4 protein-coding genes are annotated in these 3799 nt (G+C 46.3%); all 4 read right to left on the bottom strand.

Annotated features, from left to right (window positions below; translation table 11 throughout):
* The coding region (locus BG32_RS10955) for a PLP-dependent aspartate aminotransferase family protein (protein ID WP_147434976.1) at positions 1–950 on the bottom strand (950 nt) is incomplete at its 3' end.
* A 173-nt stretch (positions 951–1123) separates the two neighbouring features.
* Complete coding sequence (locus tag BG32_RS10950) at positions 1124–1834, bottom strand: hypothetical protein (RefSeq protein ID WP_121526831.1); 711 nt, start codon at positions 1832–1834, stop codon at positions 1124–1126.
* 5 nt (positions 1835–1839) lie between these two features.
* Positions 1840–3159 (bottom strand): tRNA uridine-5-carboxymethylaminomethyl(34) synthesis GTPase MnmE, encoded by a 1320-nt coding sequence (mnmE, locus tag BG32_RS10945; RefSeq protein ID WP_121526830.1) that lies wholly within the window; start codon positions 3157–3159, stop codon positions 1840–1842.
* Positions 3149–3799 (bottom strand): TRCF domain-containing protein (locus BG32_RS10940; RefSeq protein WP_310793891.1); only part of this gene is annotated, 651 nt, incomplete at its 5' end. The genes mnmE and BG32_RS10940, both read right to left, overlap by 11 nt.

The following is a 3799-nucleotide window of genomic DNA, read 5'->3' as shown; positions in this document are numbered from 1 at the left end:
TTCAATTCGAAGCTTATGATACCTCCAAATCCTTCCATCTGCCGCGATGCAATATCATGTCCGGGATGATCTTCAAAGCCAGGATAAGATACCTTCACTACTTCGGGGCGGTTCCTCAGAAAGTTTGCGATTTCCCTTGCGTTTTTTTCGTGTCTCTCCATTCTAAGGCCCAATGTCTTCATACCTCTAAGCAACAACCAGGCGTTGAAGGGACTCATCACTCCCCCCAGTTCGCACATGTATCCAAACTTGAGCTTTTGAACGTAGTCGAAGTCCTTTGAAGTTGCAAAGCCGCCGATTACGTCTCCATGACCGGATATGTACTTCGTTGCGCTGTGAAGCACGACATCCGCGCCGAAATCAAGCGGTCGTTGAAAGACGGGTGTTGCAAATGTATTGTCGACAACTACCTTGACACCGTTTGAATGTGCGATCTTAGCGAGTGCTTCTATGTCGATTATCTCGAGTGCAGGATTGGTAGGAGTTTCAAGGTAGATTAGCTTTGTCTCCGAAGTAATAGCTTTCTCTACGGCATTAAGATCGGTCATGTTTATGAATTTCGTCTTGACCCCGTAGTTCGTTATTAGGTGATTTAGAAAACCGAATGTAGAGCCGTAGAGATTCCTGTGGGCAACCAACGAATCGCCGGCAGCGGCAAAGGACATGACAACCGAGCTTATGGCTGCCATGCCTGAAGAGAAGGCTACCCCGTCAACACCGTTTTCCAGGGTTGCCAGCCTCTGTTCGAAAAGATTTATCGTAGGGTTCCCACCTCGTGTGTATACGTAGGCACGTCGTTTGAATGAAAAAGTATCCTCTGCCTGCTGCAGGTCGGTGAATGTAAACGTAGAGGTCATGTATATTGGTGGATTTAGAGACTGATTTTGGTCTTCTTGCTCTGCGGCGTGAATCGAGAGGGTATCAAAGTGTAGCTTCTTCGTCTTATCCATTATAAACACCTCGCTTCCTTTATGACATTATATCGTAGGAAAGAAGGAGCGCCGGTAACATTAAGTATGAAGCTAGTAAAACAAGTTTGTTATTGATAGAATGGTTAGCCGAGAAATATCTCCACTTGTATCGACCGCTGAATTAATAACGGAGGTCGAGGAAAGGCCTTCCTTCAGGTCACTGAGATTTTCTTCTTTGCTTCTTCAATTTCCTCTTGAATCCTCAGTACCGTCGACGGCTCCTCATAGAAAGAGTAAGTATCCTCAGAAGTCTTTACGAGGAGGAAGTAGTCTTTAATCTTTGGCTTTCCTATCATCTTGATCTTCTTTGCGGGAAGAAACATATCCCTCAGAGAAGGAAGATACAGCTCACCGGGGGACATGCTCATGTGAACCGAAACCTCTTCTATTTCTTCAAGCGGAACGGTCATCTTCACTCTCCCCGTTCCGGGCACATCGACCGTGAAATGGAAGGCATTTTCATGGACTATCGAATAGCTCTGGCTCATATTTACTTTTTCGATCTGGGCGACTCTTCCGAACGTGTAGAAGACCGAACTGACCCTTCTTCTGTTTATGGGTCCTGACAGGCCGAGCTCCCTTGTCATCTTTTCCTTGGGACGCTCATCTCCCATTCCCAGTAGAACCGTAATTATGCAGATTACATCACCAAAAAGAAATCCGGCTCTGAAATTGCCTGAAAGAATTGCGATTATCTCTGCAACTATGGGAACAAACGGAGCCAGGACCAGAACTCGATAGTCGAACCTCTTTCTTAGAACCGTAAAGGCTATATAGAACGGTGTACAGGCAAGGAAAAACCATAGAGGCGAAAGCAGAAATCTTGTCGCAGATCCGACTAAAAGCAAAAGAATTCCAGTCATCGAAATCACTTCCCCACGCAAAAATCGCTGAAGATTCTCTCCAGCACGTCTTCCGTTATGTGTGTTCCAAGAAGTTCGTCCAGATTCCTAGCTGCCTGCTCGATCATCGTGCTTAAAACATCAACAGTAATGTTCTCTTCGATGGCCTCAATAGATCTGGCAATATAATCGACTGCATCTAAGAGTTTTTGCTTCTGCCTCGCACTGATGATTACCTCGTCTCCTATGGAAGTAATCTCCTCCGTTCTCTTCAACATAAGCTTCTCTAGATCTTTCAAACCTTCTCCGGTTCTTGCGCTAATAACAACGTCGAAATGATGCTGCTCGACTTTTCTGATGTCGGATTTGTTCGCGGCGACTATAAGCCTCTTTCCTTTGTTTCTCAATTCTTCTTCGAGGTCTTTGCTCTCAGGGTTGTGTGGGTCGCGCAGCAGTATTACCAGTTCGGCCTCTTCGATGGCCTTGAGACTTCTCTCAATTCCAAGCTCTTCGATTTCATTCTCGGCTTGTCTTATTCCTGCCGTGTCAATTACGCGGAAAAGTACCCCGCCGACGTTGAGATCCTCCTCGATCGTATCTCTTGTAGTTCCAGGCATTTCGGACACGATCGCTCTATCTCTTTTCAAAAGGGCATTCAGAAGAGTCGATTTACCGACATTCGTCTCCCCTACGATTGCGGTCTTTATACCCTGAGAGATCACAACACCGTTCCTGGATTTCTCTATGAATTCACCCATTTCCTTTTTTAAGCTCACCAGGTCTTCATAGAGCGAAGAGTACTCGGTTTCTATCTCGTCGGGATAATTCAACTCGACTTCAACCGAGGCGAGGAGACGAACCATCCTCTCCCTGAATGAAGCCACTTCTTCGGAAAGAGATCCCCTGAAGCTTTTGATAGCAGCTTCAAGAGACTTTTCGGTCTTAGAGGCTATCAGGGCGTTGATCGCTTCGGCCTTCACAAGATCGAATTTCCCGTTCAGGACTGCTCTCTTTGTGAACTCTCCGGGGAGGGCCATTCTGAAACCCACTCTGAATAATGATTCAAGCGCGTTCTCAATTATGAGGGGATTGCCGTGGAAGGAAAGCTCAAGTAAATCTTCTCCGGTGTACGAAGCAGGTCCTTGGAAGAAGACGACGACAACTTCATCGATGTAGCGACCACCTTCCATAAATGAGGTCAAGTGTGCATGCCTTGGTTTCAAGGTTTTCAAGTCCGGCAGCAGGTGACTTGTCCTTGAAACTATCCCCTTTCCGGAACATCTAATTACAGCGGTAGCAGAAAGTCCGCGCGGTGTTGAAAGTGAACATATAGGATCATTGAACATTTCTCTCAGCTCCAAGAAAAAGCGATTTCAGTGTTCTCATAAGATGTCTTTCCGGCACGCCGTAGAGTATCGATTTGCCCTCGCGTTCATTTACAACTAACCTTCTTCCTTTGATTCCCAGTGAATCCCGAATATGGTTTTCACCGTGTAACATAACTATACTCTCTGAATGAGGATCGTATTCTACGATTTTTATCCCGATGTTGAATGCGCCTAGCCTAACCCTGGAAGCTTCGAAAAGCGAATTGACCTGAGCGGGAAGCCGACCAAATCTGTCGAGGAGCTCCAGCTCGATTTCATCTATCTCGTCCTGAATTTTGCATGCGGCTATTCTCCGGTAGATCTTCAATCTTTCAATGGAATCGGAAACATATTCCTCGGGGATAACCATATCGAATGGAATGTTCTTAAGCTCAGTATCGACGGTTCGCTCCTCTACTCCGATCTCTTCTTCACCATGAAGTTCCCTCATTGCCTTTTCCACCATCTCGCGGTAGAGATAGAGTCCAACGGAGTTTATGTTTCCATGTTGCTCCGCTCCCAATAAGGTCCCGAATCCTCTTATTTCCAGGTCCCGCATGGCGATCTTCATACCACTTCCCGCTCCGGAGAACTCCTTCAAAGCCTTCAGTCTCTCTCT

It is taken from the genome of Mesotoga sp. HF07.pep.5.2.highcov (assembly GCF_003666285.1).
GTDB classification, from domain to species: Bacteria; Thermotogota; Thermotogae; order Petrotogales; family Kosmotogaceae; genus Mesotoga; species Mesotoga prima.
This window is presented reverse-complemented; position numbering and strand designations above follow the sequence as displayed.